Here is a 14,436-nt window from a genome sequence, read left to right as displayed (position 1 = left end):
GGATGAACCTCTCGATGACCGCGCTGGAGCGCCGCTCGCTCGCGGCCAAACTGATGCTGGGCTTCGCCGGCCTGCTGCTGGTCGTCGGCGGCATCAGCCTGAATTCGCTGTACAGCCAGCAGCGGCTGAACGACGAACTGCAGGCGCTGTACGAAAAGGAGCTGATGGGCGTCTCGCACGTCAAGGAGGCGCGCATCCAGTTCGCGCAGATGGGCCATGCCCTGCGTCAGGCCATCCTGCCGCAGACGCCCGGCGAACGCGACCAGGCCTTCCGCCAGCTCGCCGAATCGGAGAGCCGCCTGCTCCGCGAACTGGAAGCCGCCGCGAAGCTGTTCCACCGCCAGGACAACCGTGAACGGCTGGCGCGCTTCGAAGAGCGCTTCGCACAGTACAAGGCCAGCATCGCGCGGATCGTCGATCAGCAGAAAAGAGGCGATCTCATGGATGCGCTGGGCGCGGTCGCCTCGCCCGAATTCCAGCTCTCCGGCCAGGCCGCCGGCGACACGCTGGTCGACATCGCGCGGGCCATGGAGGAGGAGGCCTACGACGCCGCGCGGCGGGCCGATGGGCGCATGGTAGAGATCAAACGCACCACCTACGCCCTGATCGGCGGCGGCGGCGTCCTCGCGCTGCTGCTGGGTGCGCTCGTCGCGCTGTCCATCCGCCGGCCGACCGAACGCCTGCGCTCCGTCGTCGAGCAGATCGCTGCCGGCCGCTTCGACCAGCCCGTCCCGCACACCGAATTCCCCAACGAGATCGGCGATCTCGCGCGCGCGATCGAAGTGCTGCGCGTCGAAGCGCGCAAGGTCGAGACGCAGCGCTGGCTCAAGACCCACCTCGCGGCGATCTCGGGCGACCTGCAGACATCCGCCGACCTTGCCGAACTCGCGCAAAAATTCCTCTCCAACCTCGCGCCGGTCCTCAAGCTCGGCCATGCAGCGTTCTACTACCACGACGAAGCCGCATCCCGGCTCGTCCTGCTGGCGGGCTACGCCCTGCGCGGGCCGGCGCAACCCGTCCCGCAGTTCGCCCCCGGCGAAGGCCTGGTCGGGCAATGTGCGCTCGAGCGCGCGCCGATCATCTTCACCAACCCCCCCACCGACTACATCCACATCGGCTCCGGGCTGGGCGAAGCCGCCCCGCGCGCGATCGCCGTCTTCCCCGTGCAGCGCACCGAGCGCCTGCTGGCGGTGGTGGAGCTCGCCACTTTCGACGGGTTCGACGCCCCCCAGCTGGCCCTGCTCGACGGCGTGATGCCCATCCTCGCGATGAGCCTCGAGATCCTCGAGCGCAACGCGCGCACGCAGACGTTGCTCGAGGAGACGCAGCGCCAGGCCGAGAACATGGAACAACAGGCGCGCCAGCTCGAGGAGCAGACCGTCGAACTCGAAGCCCAGCAGGCCTCGCTGCGCGAAACCTCCGCCAACCTCGCGATCCTCGAAGAGCGCAGCCGGCTGATCCTCGGCTCGGTCAAGGACGGCATCATCGGCCTCGATCAGGACGGCGTGATGACCTTCGCCAATCCCGCCGCGTCCGCGATGCTCGGATACACCGAGGAGGAATTCGTCGGCCAGCCCGTGCATGCCCTCATCCACCACAGCTACCCGGATGGCCACCTTTTCCCGCGCGACGAATGCTCGATGTACCTCACCGGCCAGGACGGCCAGGCGCGCACCGTCGACAGCGAAGTCCTGTGGCGCAAGGACGGCACCCCGCTGCCGGTCGAATACTCCACCACCCCCATCCACAAGGACGGCGCGCTCGTCGGCACCGTCGTCGTGTACCGCGACATCACCGAACGCAGGGCGGCCGAAAAGGCCCTCGCCGACCAGCGCGCCTCGCTGCAGTACATCCTCGACCACAGCCCGGTCGGCACCGCCTTCACCACCGACGGCGTGTTCCGCTACACCAACCCCGAATTCACGCGCATGTTCGACAGCCGCCCGGGCGATCCCGCGCTGCACATCTACGCATCGCCCGAAGACCGCCTGCGCATGATCGAGGACCTGCGCCGCGACGGCTACATCCGCGACCGCGAAATGCGCCTGGTGGCTGCCGGCGGCGAGCTGCGCGACTTCTTCGTCACCTTCATGCCCTTCGCCCACGAGGGCGAGAAAGGCGTCATGGGCTGGCTGCTCGACATCACCGACCGCAAGCGCGCCGAGGCCGAAATCCTGCGCGCCAAGGAACTCGCCGAAGAGGCCACGCGCGCCAAGAGCGACTTCCTCGCCAACATGAGCCACGAAATCCGCACGCCGATGAACGCCATCATCGGCATGTCGCATCTTGCCCTGCAGGGGCCGCTCGACCGCAAGCAGCGCAACTACATCGAGAAAGTGCACCGCGCCGGCGAGAACCTCCTCGGCATCATCAACGACATCCTCGACTTCTCGAAGATCGAAGCCGGCAAGATGTCGATGGAAACGGTCGAATTCCGACTCGAAGACGTCATGGACCACCTCGCCAACCTCGTCGGCCTCAAGACCGAGGACAAGGGGCTGGAGCTGCTGTTCAACGCCGCCCCCGACGTCCCCACCGCCCTCATCGGCGATCCGCTGCGCCTCGGCCAGGTCCTGGTCAACCTCGGCAACAATGCGGTCAAGTTCACCGAATCGGGCGAGATCGTCGTCGGCATCGACACCGTCGCGCAGACCGCCGACGAGGTCGAACTGCACTTCTGGGTGCGCGACACCGGCATCGGCATGAGCCCCGAACAGTGCGAATCGCTGTTCCGCAGCTTCAGCCAGGCCGACGCCTCGACTACGCGCAAGTACGGCGGCACCGGCCTCGGTCTCGCGATCTCGAAAAACCTCGTCGAAATGATGAAGGGTCGCATCTGGGTCGAAAGCGCCGTCGGCCACGGCTCCACCTTCCACTTCACCGCCCGCTTCGGCCTGCAGGCCGAACCCATGAGCCGGCGCATGTTCCGCGCCGACGAACTGCAGGGCGTGCGCGTCCTCGTCGTCGACGACAACGCCTCCGCGCGCGAAATCCTCTCCGCGATCGTGCGGCACTTCGGCCTCACGGTCGATGTCGCATGGGACGGCAGCCAGGCGCTCGACATGATCGCCGCCGCCGACGGCCGCCGCACCCCCTACGACCTCGTGCTGATGGACTGGAAGATGCCCGTCATCGACGGCGTCGAAGCCGTGCGCCGCCTGCAGGCCAGCCACCCGGCGCGGCTGCCGGCCGTCATCATGGTCACCGCCTACGGCCGCGAAGAGGCGCTCGGCTCGGCCGAACTGCGCGGCGTCGCCGTCAAGTCCGCCCTCACCAAGCCGGTCACCGCATCCCGCCTGCTCGAAGCCATCGGCGAGGCCCTCGACAAGCGCGGCCTGGTCGATACCCGCGCGCATGAGAGCATCGACGGCTCCAGCGCCGCGATGGCGGCCCTCGCCGGTGCCCGCGTGCTGCTCGTCGAAGACAACGAAATGAACCAGGAACTCGCCACCGACCTGCTGCGCCAAGCCGGCATGGAGGTCGTCGTCGCCGGCAACGGCCAGGAAGCGCTCGACATCCTCGCCCGCGACGCGCGCTTCGACGGCATCCTCATGGACTGCCAGATGCCCGTCATGGACGGCTACACCGCCACGCGCGAAATCCGCCGCAACCCCGCGTGGGCGGGGCTCCCCGTGCTCGCGATGACCGCCAACACCATGGCCGGCGACCGCGACAAGGCCATCGCCGCGGGCATGGACGACCACATCGCCAAGCCGCTCGACGTCGCCGGCATGTTCGTCACCCTCGCCAAATGGATCCACCCAGCGGCCGCCGGCGGCGCCACCGCAACCGCCACGGCCGCACCGGCAGTGCCGGCCGCGACGGAACAAAGCGCAGCCGCCCTGCCCCCACTGCCCGGCATCGACGTCGCCGCCGGCCTCGCCACGACGATGGACAACTACAAGCTCTACCGGCGCATGCTCACGCGCTTCCGCGACACCCAGAGCCGCTTCGCCGAACAGTTCACCGCCGCCCAGTCCGACCCCGACCCGGATGCCCCCCTGCGCGCCGCCCACACCCTCAAGGGCAACGCCGGCAACATTGGCGCCCGCGGCGTCCAGGTCGCCGCCGAAGCCCTCGAGCACGCCTGCCGCGACAAGCTGCCGATGGCTCAGCTCACCCCGCTGCTCGATTGGACGCTCGCCGAACTCGCCCCCGTCATCGAAGGCCTGCAACAGCTCGGTTCGGCGGAAGCCACGCAACCGCCGGCGCAGGCAATCGTCGCGACCATCGACGCCGCGAGCCTGCAACAGGATCTGGAGCATCTCAAGGCCCTGCTGGAAGACAGCGACCCCGCCGCCGCCGAGGCCGCCGACGCCCTCACCGAACGCGCCGCCGGCACCGCGCTCGCGCCCGCCCTGAAACACGTCGCCGCCAGCGTCGCCGCCTACGACTTCGACAAGGCGCTGGAGGGCCTCGCCGGCCTGAGTGCGAGGGCGGAGTGAGAGGGCTCCCGGAGGCGACTGCCGCCGCGCCTACCGCCCTCCGAAGGCCGGATTCGTCATGCGCCGCAGATCAGGTATAATGCCGCGTTCCGTTGCCACGCCAGTGGCACAAGGCGCCCGTAGCTCAGCTGGATAGAGTACTGCCCTCCGAAGGCAGGGGTCGGACGTTCGAATCGTCTCGGGCGCGCCATACAATCAAGGAGTTAGGGCTTAGGCCTAGAGGCTGTACGGAATCCATACGGAAACCCGCTTCCAGATTTGACCCCTACAACCCTGCAGAAAAACCGGCCTCGTGCCGGTTTTTTTGTGCCTGCGCTGCCTGGGTCCCGGTGTCCCCTCGCCTGTTATCTTCCGTGTTCTCGGTCAACGAGGAGTCGCCCGCTGATGGAAGCAACGGTTGATAACCTGATCGCGCTCACACGCGATTTTTTTGCGAAGCACTGGAATACTGAGGCGGTCGGGTGTGAACCGCCAGAGTGGTCTGGGGAGTACCAGTTTGTCGGTTCGTTGCCGAACCACAACAAGCAGGGCGTCTACGCTTTCGTGAAGGCTGGCCGGGTTACCTATGTCGGTGTTGCCACTTCGAAAGGCGGCGGGCGGTACCGTGGGCACGGCCTTGGGAAGCGCTTCCAAGCCTACGCTAAGGTGATCGACGGTGCCCATACGCCTGTCGACCCGCGTCTCGTAGACGCAGGGGCGATGATGACGATTGGCTTCGGCGTCGATAATGCCTACCTCGCGAACGCGCTTGAGCTCTACCTGATCGGGCGCCTCCCTACTGAGCACAACGCGAATCGCCCTGGAAGCTGAGGGGGTGGTTCGGCAGCAAGGACAGCCTCTTTGCAAGGCCGCGCCTGACAGGTCACGTTCGCTCGATCACGATCACGCTATCCCGGTCAGTGTTTTCGCCGACATCCAGACCCCAGGCCTTGCGTTCCAGTTCGTGGACGATTTTCAGTGACTCCGCGACCGTTTTCGCCAGCTTCGCCTTCTCGATATCGCTCGTTTGGATTGCCTGATAGACCATCCTGCGTGGGCCGTCAGCCTCCTTCCGGTGGCGCGCCAGCACGGCTGCCCGTTGCTCGGTGGCCGAGTCAACGCCAGCTTCGCGACTTGAGGCAAGGCTTTTAGCGTCAAGACGTCCGTCAACTAGGTGGTCGGCGCGTGTCCGGGCGCGGGCATTTAACTCTGCCAAGGAGATGACACGCTGCCAGCTCTCTGCCTTGGCGCGTGCGTGGATTGCTTGCTTGGAAACCCCGAACTGCGAGGCCAGGTCGGCAAACGAGAGCCGCGGGTCGGTTTCGTATCCCTTGCGAACGATTGTCCATTGCTCGGCGGTGAGTCGCTGTGCCATGCCAGTGCTGCTCCATGAATTGAACAGGAACATTCTGGCGTCACGTTCTGATAACCGGCGTGGGGCGCGACGACCGATCGCACCAGACAGTCAGCGCAGCACCTCGACCAGGCAGTGCGCCTAGCTAGCGCGATCGGTGACCGACTGACATCCGTCTGAATCCTGGGGAGCGTGACAACAATAGTCCCGAGCGCTCGTAGGATCGATCGCGCAACACGTACCAGCTGCGGTCGTTGCGTCGACAAACGTCGGTAAAGCGACAATGCGTTGGCTCCTACGCATCCAAGGCGTCGCGGGGTAAGCTGGAACAACCGTTGGCCGCATACATGGACAAGACTGGATGGAGCTGAGTGCGATGCCCACCTCATCGAGACTGCAGGACCTGATCGAAGAGATCGACCGAACCGAGCTGACGATTCTCAGCCGTGCCGTAGAACGTCTTTCGGAGATAAAAGGCGACCCAGCCTCACAGGAGGAACAGCGAAGACTGGAAAAGGTCGTCCTACATGCAATTCGGGTGCTACTGCCGACTGATTCGTCTGTCTAATCGTCAGCGAAAAAACTGAGATTCTGCCAGGCGCCGCGGGCCAAACGAGAGCTCCCTACGTGGGTGGTGACAACCAGCGGCCATCTCAGCGTCGCCGCTTGACCAGCATACGGGCAAAGTCGAGCACCAGCCTACGCTCGTATTCGGTGAGATCGCGAAAGGTGCGGCGCAACTGTACGGCCTCGGGGGAGTAGTCCACGGTGGCATCCCCTTCCTCGAGACACGAATCTGTAGGAGGTTCGCGCCCTTCCGCCATGGCATACAACGCTGCAGGAGTGGTCCCCAGCGCTTTGGCTATGGCTTCGAGCTTGGTGGTGGGCAAGCGCCGCTGACCCCGCTCGAAGCGCGAAACTTCGCTCGTGTCCAGATCGGCCTCATGAGCGAGCCGCTCCTGAGACCACTCCATTTCTTGTCGTAGCGCGCGGATGATCTGCCCGATGTGCATGGGGCAGATTGTCGGGACGGGTTTGCCACCGGAGCAAAGCGCGTATGCCAAATTGCTTGCTCAAATTTGACACATAAGCAAATATTGGCGGCTTTCTGGCCTGACTGGCAAAGCCGAGAGTCCCCCCCATGTCCAAAGCCCCCGCCGCAGGAAGCGCCGCCACCAGCGCCGCCGAGTCTTATCTGCACGACACCACCGCTACGCTGCGCCCTGAAGTCGGACTGCAGCAGGAGTTCATGAAGTCGCGCCGCCCGGCCAGAGAGTACTGCTACGACTCCAGCCTGGATCCCGCCCTATCCTGGGACGAGAACCCGGGCCGGGAGCAGGCCGAATGGCTGCTGGGGCTGATCGAACGCTGCGCCATCGAAGGCGAGGCGGCGGTATTCGCCAGCGAACAGGCGAGTGCCGACGGACGCATCTGCGTCGGCAACCTGGCCGCCTGCGTGGCGCGACTGAAGGATCTGTCGAAGCCCTTCCTGAACTGGACGGGCAAGGCCGAGCGTGCCGAGATCAAGGTGCCGACGCTGCCGCTGTTCATCCACGAGCGCCATTCCACCAAGGCGATCATCGACGGACTTTCCAGCTACAAGTCCAAGGGCCGCACGCTGGAGCTCTTTGGCGACCCGCAACTGGACCTCACCGACAAGCTGCAGGCCTACGAGCACAAGGGGCCGTGGACCAATCGGATGATTCTCGGCGACAGCCTGGTGGTGATGAACTCGCTGCTGGAATACGAAGGGCTGGGAGGACAGGTGCAGATGATCTACATCGACCCGCCCTACGGCGTGAAATTCGGCAGCAACTTCCAGCCCTTCGTGCGCAAGCGCGACGTCAAGCACGGTGCTGACGAGCAGATGACCCGCGAGCCCGAGATGGTCAGGGCCTACCGGGACACGTGGGAGCTCGGGCTGCACTCCTACCTGACCTACCTGCGCGATCGCTTGCTGCTTGCGCGCGAACTGCTGACTGAGTCGGGTAGCGTGTTCGTGCAGATTTCCGACGACAACCTGCATCACGTTCGGGAACTGATGGATGAAGTTTACGGCGCATCCAACTTCGTGGCAGTAATCACGTTCTCGAAGACAAGCAGTGCAACTTCCCAGCTGATCGCCTCCACGGTCGATTACCTACTTTGGTTTGCGAAGGACAAGGAGAAGGTCAAGTACAGACCCCTGTACCTCAAGAAGGAACTCGGTGGTGACGGGGCGACCGCCTACACGAGGGTGCATTTATCCGATGGAACAAAGCGGGCGATGACCCTGGACGAGAAGTCGGAGCCGTCGCGACTACCTGAGGGCGCGCGAGTGTACTCGCTCGGCGACATGACCAGCCAACGCCCCCCAGGTACTTTCCCGGTCGAGTTGGCAGGCAGAACATTCGTACCCAAGCGAGGTTATTGGAAGACAGGTGAGGATGGGATGGCTTCGTTGAAGAAAGCGGGACGGCTTGAAATTGCCGGAGACACCTTACGGTACGTTCGCTATTTCAACGATTTTCCCTACTACCCATTTGCCAATTTGTGGGAAGACACGGGCATTGCCGGGTTTACGTCCGACAAGCTCTATGTTGTTCAGACCTCGCCAAAGGTAATTCAGCGTTGCGTTCTGATGACTACCGACCCGGGCGACCTGGTCCTCGACCCCACCTGCGGCAGCGGCACCACCGCCTACGTCGCCGAGCAGTGGGGCCGTCGCTGGATCACCGCAGACACCTCGCGCGTACCGCTGGCCCTGGCCCGGCAACGCCTGCTGACCGCTACCTTTCCCTATTACGATTTGCTGGACGTGAAGATCGGCCCGCGCGGCGGTTTCGTCTACAAGCGCAAGCGGAACAAGAAGGAGGAGGAAGTAGGCGGTCTGGTGCCTCATATCACACTGAAATCCATCGCCAACAATGAGGAGCCGGCGATGGAGGTGCTGGTGGATCGGCCCGAGGTGGCGAAGAACATCACCCGGGTCACGGGCCCCTTCACGGTGGAGGCGCTGATGCCGGCGGCGGTGGAGATCGCCACCCAGGGCGAGGCGACACCGGAAAACGCAGCAACCGAACCGGGCGCCGCCTACGGCGAAGGGAACGACAGCGGTAGCCACATCGACCGCATGCTGCGCGTGCTTAAACTCTCGCGCACGCTGCGCCTGCCGGAAAACCGTGTGCTGGTGTTCGATCAGGTTCGCGCCATCGACGGCTTCGAGACCCTGCATGCCGAGGCCGAGGAGCAGAACGGCAGCGACAAGCGGGTGGCGGTGGTGTTCGGCCCGGAAGATGGCGCCATCGGTTCGGAAACCGTCTATCTGGCCGCCGAGGAGGCGAAGGACGCGGGCTACGCCAAGCTCTACTTCTTCGGCTTCGCCATTCAGGCCAAGGCGCGAGAGATGCTGGAAGATCGCAGCAGGAAAAAGCTCCCGTGCAGCTTCATCACGGTCACGCCGGACGTGCTGATGTCCGACCTGCTGAAAACCACCCGCGCCTCGGAAATCTTCTCGGTCACCGGTCTGCCGGATGTGGACGTGATTGAACTGGCACAGCCGTCCCCCTCGGGAGCGAAGCTGTTCCGGGTGCGGCTGAAGGGGCTGGACATCTTCAACCCGGCCACGCTGGAAACTGAAGCGGTGGAGGGCGAAAACCTGCCCTGCTGGATGCTGGACACCGATTACGACGGCTTCAGCTTCTTCGCCACCCAGGTGTTCTTCCCCAAGACCAGCGCCTGGGACAACCTGCAGAAGTCGCTGAAGGCGCAGTTCGAGGCGGAGGTTTGGGCGCACCTGTCCGGTACCGAGAGCGAGCCCTTCGAACTGGGCAGCAAGCGGCGCATCGCGGTCAAGGTCATCGACGAGCGTGGCAATGAGTTGATGGTGGTGCGGGATCTGACACCGAGCAGGGCGGCCGGAGGCAAGGCATGACAGCGGCACTGCCCACGGTCGAAAACCCGATCATCAACTCTCCCTACGAGGAACCACGCTTTCACTGGCTGATCCGCAAGGGGGAACTGCCCCAAAAGAGCGAAGGGCGCCGACCAGCGGGTTACTTCTTCCGGGTGCCGGAAGGGGCCGGGCGTGGGCGGGGCAAGAAGGCGGCCCAAGTGGAGCTGTTCGAGAGCGACACTCCGGGCACGGAGGTGGAACTGCAGGTCCCCAACCAGATTCGCGAGCGGCTCAGACTCTGGCGCGAACGGGGTTATGAAGGCGCCACCTCCACCACCAAAGAATTGCTGAAGTGGTGGCGGCGGGACGACCGGGGGCAGCGTCTGTTCTTCGCCCAACTGGAAGCGGTAGAGGCGGTCATTCTGCTCACCGAGGGGCCGCAGGATCTGCTGCAGGGCCTGTCGGAGCAGATTCCCCTGGACGAACCGGGGCCGGCTGCGAAGGCCAAGGGCTACCGGGCCTTTCAGCGGTACGGCCTGAAGATGGCAACCGGCACCGGCAAGACCACAGTGATGGCGATGCTGGCCGCTTGGTCCATCCTCAACCGGCTGGAGCGGCCGGACGACGAGCGCTTTGCTGACACCGTGGTGGTGATCTGCCCCAACGTCACCATCCGCGACCGACTGCGGGAGTTGGACCCGTTGCTAGGAGATCTCTCCCTGTATGCCACCCGCGATCTGGTGCCAGCCCATCGTCGGGCCGATCTTCGGCGTGGGGATGTAATCGTCACCAACTGGCACGGGTTGGCGCTGCAGGAGCTGCGGGAGGTCAATGGCGTTTCGGCCAAAGTGGTGAAGCGTGGCGTACCGGTTACGCGGCGGGTCAGCAAGACCATCGACGGCGAAAAGGTGGAGGTCGAGGAAACCCAGTACTACGAGTCAGACAAGGCCTTCGCCGATCGCATTCTGAAGAACCGCCGCGGGCGCAGCCCTAGCGTGCTGGTGCTGAACGACGAGGCTCATCATGCGTATCGTCGTGGCGACAGCGGCGAGGATGGCGACGAGGTTGTTCTCGACCGGGAACTGGCGGCTCAGTTCGACCGGGAGGCCACCATCTGGATCGAAGGCCTGGACCGCATCAATAAGGTATTGGGGGCGCGCAGCCGCAATGGCATCCGTCTGTGCGTCGACCTGTCGGCCACCCCCTTCTACATCCAAGGCAGCGGTAACGAGGTGGGCAAGCCCTTCCCTTGGTTGGTGTCGGACTTCAGCCTGCTGGACGCCATCGAGGCCGGCATGGTGAAAATTCCCATGCTTACTTCGGCGGACATCAGCGGGGACGAGCGCCCGGCCTACTTCAACATTTGGCGGTGGGTGCAGGCGCAACTGGAAGCCGAAGGCGTGAGCGGCGAGCCCGCTCCCGCGGATCTCATGCGTTACGCAGTGGCCCCCATGAGCCTGCTGGCCAAGGACTGGGAAAACACCGCCGCCGAATGGCAGAGCGAATTCTCCGCCGGACGGCGGAAGTCGCCAGCGCCGCCGGTCTTCATCGTGGTGTGCCGCAATACCGCGCTGGCCAAAGAGGTGTATGCCTGGCTGGCGGAAGGCAAGGCGGACCACGGTACGGCCCCCGAGTGCTTCCGCAACCAGCCCGGCAGGCCGGTGACAGTACGCATCGACTCCAAGGTGGCGGAAGAGATTGAATCCGGTGCCGGTAGTGACGAGGCGCGGCGCCTGCGCTTCGTCATGGAAACCGTGGGCAAGAGCGTCTGGCCCGGCGGCAAGGTGCCGGAGGAATACGCGGCCCTGGTTGCAAAACACAACTCCAAGGCGGCAGATGATGACAGTGATCTAGTGTTCATCGACCCCACCATTCCGCCGGGGCGGGACGTGCGCTGCATCATCTCGGTGGCGATGCTCTCGGAAGGTTGGGACGCCACCACGGTGACGCACGTGGTGGGGCTTCGCCCCTTTGGCTCCCAACTTCTGTGCGAGCAGGTGGTGGGCCGTGCGCTGCGTCGCACTCGCTATGACATCGACGAAGACACGGGCCTGCTGATCGGCGAGAGTGCCAGCGTGCTGGGTGTGCCGTTCGAGTTGATCCCGCTGAAGTTGGGCAAGACTCAAGGCAACATGGTGGAGCGCAAGATCCATCACGTGTTTGCGGTGGATCCCAAGGCGCAATTCGAGATCCGTTTCCCGGTGGTGGAGGGGTACGATGATCCGGGGCTGGTGGATGTGACGATCGACTGGGAGAGCGTGCCTTCGCTGGTGCTCGATCCGCTGGAAGTACCCGATTCGGTGCTGATGCGTCCGATGGTGAGCCCCGAGGGAGAGCTGATGCCGTACGGGCCGGGACAATCCGAAGTGCTGGACTTGGCCGGTTGGCGAAGCGGCATCCGCGAGCAGAAGGTGGCCTTCGAACTCGCTGCAGTGGCAGTGCGGCGCTTCGTGGACGACCACGGCAACGCGGTGCCTGCACATCGGCTGTTTCCCAAGCTGCTGGGTTACACGCGGCGCTATCTGCAGGACAAGGTGAAGCTGCACGGTGACCGTCAGAGGGTCGATGTCGCCCTGAACCCCTATTTCGCCAAGGCGGTTGATGCGATCTGCCATTCCCTGCAGCCTGTGGGGCATGAACGCTCCGAAGGCGAGCGAGCACGCATCGCCCGCGACGCTGCCGGGGTCCGCTCAACCTCTCGGGTGGATTTCGACACCACACGCAGCGTCTGGAGTACCGTCAGCAAATGCCATCTGAACCTGTGCGTGGCCGACACTGGCCAGTGGGAACAGAGCGCCGCCTATTGCCTGGACGTACACCCCGCGGTGGAAGCATGGGTAAAGAACGACCACCTCGGCCTGCTGATTCCCTACCGCAAAGGCGGCCAGCCTCACCTCTACGTGCCCGACTTCATCGTCCGCCTCGCGGACCAGCGGATGCTGATCGTCGAAGTAAAGGGGAAGCTGGGGGATGCGGAGATCAAGCTGGCTGCCGCACTGCGTTGGGTAAACGCGGTGAATCGCGAACGGACATTTGGCCTGTGGCAGTATCACCTCGTCAAACACCCTGCCGATCTCATGAAGCTACTCACCGAACTGACCGGCCAGAACGCGGGACTCGGCATGCCGAACAATGCTTATGAAGCGACGTGCAATGACCCGTCTCCGCGTGCAGCGACGGCAAGCGACTGGAACGATCTCCAGCTCATGTCTCGATCCCACGAGCGCGTGGCGCTGGACCTCGCCTTCGACGAACACCAGATGCGCAACCTTCGGCTGGGCTTCATCCCGATCGACCAGGGCCAGAAATGGTTCATCTACTTCGACAACGATGTTCTGCACATCCACCGTAGCTGGACTGGCTTCAAGATGTTCGAGGTGGTGTTCGAGCCGGATGGCGATGGCGCGGTAGCTCGTTTCGCACGGGTGAATCTAGACCCGGAGTTCTGCTCCGGTACGGTGGCCGAGGCGCGGAAGATCTTGCTCGATGTGCTGCAGTATTACGCCACCGACGAGGCGCACGAACCCAATGAACCGGGCTTCGTGACCGCCCTGAAGGATGCGGCCCGGCCCAACTACTTGGGAGCGCCCGAGGTGGTCACGGAGCTGCTGACACCGTTTGTTTGGCGCTCCCTTTGCCGGGATCTCCCTCGATATGTCTCGGGGCTGGAGGCGATTCCCGAGTTCGAGGAGACCAGTTCCAACGACGTGATTGCCATCAATCAGCGCGTCTCTTCGGTCCTGTGCGGTGGGGACGCGGAATTTCACGGACTGGAAAACTGGCGTACCGAGCAGGGGCTGGGGCAGGCGATCGTCCGAAATCTGGAGCTCGATGCCGGCTGGTATGCCGACGAGAACCTGTCCTGCATCGTCAGCGAGGGCCTCGCGGGTCTGTCGCTGCAGATTTCCCGGATCGTCGCTGACTGGGCGAAGGAAGAACCGCCGCTGGATTTTGATGGCCTGATGAACTTCATCGGGATGCTGCAGCAGTTCATCGCCAGCATCGTGATGGGTACCCACTCGGTGCTCTTTCCCAACATCACACTGAGCAGCTTCACTTGGGAAAACCACTCGCGTTTCGCGAAGCTCGACGAGGAGGAAACGGAAGGGGACGCAGAAGAGGAAGAGATCCTTCTCCCCGGCCCACCCGTGCATCCCAGGCTGAACGATCAGGGCAAGCAGGTAAAACTGGCGAACCCAAGCACCCCCACTGCGTCCTGGACCTGGCTGGATGCCGGCAGTACGGCCGTCGTTATCCCGGACGGCACCATGCCGCCGGAACTGGCGGGGATTGGCTTCGATTCCTGGAGAAACGCCCCGGAAGACAATGCGGGCTGGGAACGGTTGACTGACCAGAGCGTGATTGAAGAACCTGCCTTCAATCCACCCAAGGGTAAGAAAGCGGCGGCTGGAGTGGTGGTGCTGGAAGACGACGGACGGGTATGGTCTGTGGCGCCCAGCAACGCTTTTGGCAACTACCCTGCCACTTTCCCCAAGGGGACCTGCGATGCCGGCGTGAGCCTGCAGGCCACTGCACTGCGCGAGGCGTTCGAAGAAGCTGGGCTGCGAGTTCAGCTGACTGAGTTCCTGGTGGACGTCCCCCGCTCCACAAGTTACACGCGCTACTACATGGCCCGGCGGGTCGGCGGCAACCCGGCCGACATGGGTTGGGAAAGCCAGGCAGTGATGCTGACGCCGATCTCACAGTTGCCCGTGCTGCTGACCAACAAGAACGACGAGCCCATCATCCAGGCCCTGCAGGCACTGGGGCTGTGACGACCACGG

6 protein-coding genes and 1 tRNA gene are annotated in these 14,436 nt (G+C 64.1%); 5 read left to right on the top strand and 2 right to left on the bottom strand.

What is annotated here, in order from left to right; genetic code table 11:
• The first annotated feature begins 2 nt into the window (after positions 1-2).
• The 3 genes from BW991_RS11870 (at position 3) to BW991_RS11860 (ending at position 5,255) form a co-directional block, all read left to right on the top strand.
• Complete coding sequence (locus BW991_RS11870; RefSeq protein ID WP_076602328.1) at positions 3-4,445, top strand: response regulator; 4,443 nt, start codon at positions 3-5, stop codon at positions 4,443-4,445.
• Positions 4,446-4,558: 113 nt separating this feature from the next.
• A tRNA-Arg gene (locus BW991_RS11865) sits at positions 4,559-4,635 on the top strand.
• Positions 4,636-4,829: 194 nt separating this feature from the next.
• On the top strand, positions 4,830-5,255 hold the full coding sequence (locus tag BW991_RS11860) for a GIY-YIG nuclease family protein (protein WP_084205066.1): 426 nt from the start codon (positions 4,830-4,832) through the stop codon (positions 5,253-5,255).
• Positions 5,256-5,307: 52 nt separating this feature from the next.
• Here the strand turns inward: BW991_RS11860 and BW991_RS11855 are convergent, their stop codons facing one another.
• Together BW991_RS11855 and BW991_RS11845 are read right to left on the bottom strand one after the other, a co-directional pair.
• Positions 5,308-5,832: a hypothetical protein gene (locus BW991_RS11855; RefSeq protein ID WP_139335928.1), complete on the bottom strand. Its 525-nt coding sequence runs from the start codon at positions 5,830-5,832 to the stop codon at positions 5,308-5,310.
• Positions 5,833-6,431: 599 nt separating this feature from the next.
• Positions 6,432-6,791 carry a helix-turn-helix domain-containing protein gene (locus BW991_RS11845; RefSeq protein WP_076602325.1) on the bottom strand — a complete coding sequence of 120 codons (360 nt, stop codon included), beginning with the start codon at positions 6,789-6,791 and terminating at the stop codon, positions 6,432-6,434.
• Positions 6,792-6,919: 128 nt separating this feature from the next.
• Between BW991_RS11845 and BW991_RS11840 the strand changes: the two genes are divergently transcribed.
• Positions 6,920-9,691, top strand: coding sequence for a site-specific DNA-methyltransferase (locus BW991_RS11840; protein ID WP_076602324.1), 2,772 nt, complete (start codon positions 6,920-6,922; stop codon positions 9,689-9,691).
• The gene (locus BW991_RS24015) at positions 9,688-14,427 is read left to right on the top strand and encodes a BPTD_3080 family restriction endonuclease (RefSeq protein ID WP_076602323.1); all 4,740 of its coding nucleotides are present in this window, start codon (positions 9,688-9,690) and stop codon (positions 14,425-14,427) included. Before BW991_RS11840 ends, BW991_RS24015 begins: the two co-directional genes overlap by 4 nt.
• The last annotated feature ends 9 nt before the right edge of the window (positions 14,428-14,436 follow it).

Origin of the sequence: Aromatoleum tolulyticum (assembly GCF_900156155.1) — a bacterium.
Taxonomy (GTDB): domain Bacteria; phylum Pseudomonadota; class Gammaproteobacteria; order Burkholderiales; family Rhodocyclaceae; genus Aromatoleum; species Aromatoleum tolulyticum.
The sequence above is the reverse complement of the archived record's forward strand: the minus strand, read 5'-3'. Positions and strand labels throughout refer to the sequence as shown.

Coding starts and splice junctions, on each gene's coding strand:
- BW991_RS11845 (WP_076602325.1), bottom strand. CDS start 6,791: ATGCACATCGGGCAGATCATCCGCGCGCTACGACAAGAAATGGAGTGG.
- BW991_RS11870 (WP_076602328.1), top strand. CDS start 3: ATGAACCTCTCGATGACCGCGCTGGAGCGCCGCTCGCTCGCGGCCAAA.
- BW991_RS24015 (WP_076602323.1), top strand. CDS start 9,688: ATGACAGCGGCACTGCCCACGGTCGAAAACCCGATCATCAACTCTCCC.
- BW991_RS11855 (WP_139335928.1), bottom strand. CDS start 5,832: ATGTTCCTGTTCAATTCATGGAGCAGCACTGGCATGGCACAGCGACTC.
- BW991_RS11840 (WP_076602324.1), top strand. CDS start 6,920: ATGTCCAAAGCCCCCGCCGCAGGAAGCGCCGCCACCAGCGCCGCCGAG.
- BW991_RS11860 (WP_084205066.1), top strand. CDS start 4,830: ATGGAAGCAACGGTTGATAACCTGATCGCGCTCACACGCGATTTTTTT.